Source organism: Poseidonibacter sp. (assembly GCF_041821165.1).
Taxonomy (GTDB): domain Bacteria; phylum Campylobacterota; class Campylobacteria; order Campylobacterales; family Arcobacteraceae; genus Poseidonibacter.
Window position 1 is genome coordinate 1 of the sequence record NZ_JBGUES010000257.1, and the last position, 2,252, is coordinate 2,252.

The 2,252-nt window shown below is 23.7% G+C and carries 2 protein-coding genes; both read left to right on the forward strand.

The genetic code is table 11. The annotated features are described in order from the left end of the window. A partial coding sequence (locus ACERKK_RS12910) for an EAL domain-containing protein (protein WP_373773485.1) occupies positions 1-1,909 on the forward strand: 1,909 nt, incomplete at its 5' end. 80 nt (positions 1,910-1,989) lie between these two features. Beyond that, positions 1,990-2,252 (forward strand): magnesium chelatase domain-containing protein (locus tag ACERKK_RS12915; RefSeq protein WP_373773486.1); only part of this gene is annotated, 263 nt, incomplete at its 3' end.

Below are 2,252 nucleotides of genomic sequence, written 5' to 3' on the forward strand. Positions count from 1 at the left end.
TTCATTTGTTTTAAAATCAATAGAAAATATTTTAAAAACAAAAGATTACAATGTAATACTTGCTAAAGATCCAATAATAGCACTTGAAATTTTAAAAAAAGAGCCAATAAATTTGATTTTATCAGATTTAGAAATGCCAAAAATGAGTGGTATTGAGTTTTTAGAGACTGTAAAAAAAGATGAACTTCTTAAAAATATTCCTGTTCTTATTTTATCAGGTAGTCAAAATAGAGAAAACTACTCAAAAGTTTTAAAACATGGTGCAATTGATTTTATAAAAAAACCTTTTTTAGTAGAAGAAATATTACTTAAAACTGATTTGCATATTTCTCAATCTGATTATATTAATCAAATAATGATTCAGTCAAAAGAGTTAGAAGAGTATAAAAGAATATTAAATGAAAGTGACATTATTAGTAAAACAGATGCTAATGGTCGTATAAAAGAAGTTAATAATAAATTTTGTGAAATAAGTGGTTATTCTCAAGAGTATCTATTAGGTAAATCACATAAAGTTGTAAGACATCCAGATACTCCTAAAAAGATATTTGAAGATATGTGGAGTCAAATTAATGAACATAAAACATTTAAGGGAATTATTAAAAATCTAAGAAGAGATGGTACTTCATATTATGTTGATGCAACAATATCTCCTGTAATTGGTGTTGATGGTAAAATAAAAGAAATAATTGGTGTAAGGCATGATATTAGTGATGTTATGAATCCTAAAAAACAGTTAATTGCTGATTTATCATATATAGAACATCCTACATTGATTTTTTTACAAATTGTAAATTATGATTTATTTAAAGAGTTTTATTCAGAAACTACAATGCATATTTTTGAGTTTGAATTAGAACAAGTTATTTTAAACTATTTTCCAAGTGATAGTGGTTTAAATAAAGTATATAATTTAAGTAATGGATTATTTGGATTTTTAAAGAATAAATCAATTGATGAAGACTCTGTTAAAGTGTGTCTAAAAAGTGTAATTGCAAAATTTAAAGAATTAGGTATATCTTTTAAAGAAACACATTATGATATTGATGTATGTCTTAGTTTTGCAAATGAAGGTAATCATATATTAGATGATGTTTATCTTGGTATTCAGCATGCAGTAAAAAATAAATTAAATATTGTTTATGCTAAAAATTTTCATAGACGGGTACAAATAGAAGCAAGAAATAAACTAAAAAGTGTAACTTTAATAAAAGATGCATTAAATAATAAAGGTAACTTTGTTTCATTTTTTCAACCTATTGTTAATAATAAAACAAATAAAATTGAAAAATATGAATCACTAATAAGATTAGTAGATATTGATAAAAAAATAATATCACCTTTTCATTTTTTAGATATTGCAAAAAAAACTGGATATTATTCAAACATTACTAAGATTGTTATTGATAACTCTTTTAAAGCCTTATCTTACACAGATAAAGAGATAACTATAAACTTATCATCATCTGATATTGAGAATAAACAAATAAGAAATTATCTATGGGTATTAGTATCTAAAAAAGAGCATAGAGGAAGAATTACTTTTGAGTTATTAGAAGATGAGGAAGTAAAAGATTTTAATCTTGTTAAAGATTTTATTATCAAATGTAAATTAGAGTGTGCGGTTAAAATTGCTATTGATGATTTTGGAAGTGGTTATTCAAATTATGAAAGATTATTAGAATTTCAACCAGATATCTTAAAAATAGATGGTTCTTTGATTAAAAATATTGTTAGTGATGAATATAGTTTACATGTTGTTGAATCAATAATTCATTTTGCACAAAAACAAAGTATTAAAACAGTTGCTGAGTTTGTTTCAAGTAAAGAGATATTTGAAAAAATAAAAGATTTAGGAATTGATTACTCTCAAGGATATTATCTAGGAGAACCTCAAAATATTTTTTAATTTTTAGTCATTTAATAAAATGTAAGAAATTCTTACAAGTATGATATAATAATTCATATCTTTATTAAAGGCTAAGACTTATGCATATAATAAAATCAGCATCTTTAGATACAATTGATGCAATAAGTATCAACGTAGAATCTACTTTTACAAAAGGTTTACCATCTTTTACAATAGTTGGATTAATTTCAACTTCCATTCAAGAATCAAAAGATAGAGTTAAATCAGCTTTATTAACAAATGATTATAAGTTTCCTCCTTTAAAAATTACCGTTAACCTTTCTCCTTCTGAAATCAAAAAAAAAGGTACTCACTTTGATTTATCAATTGCATTACATATTGC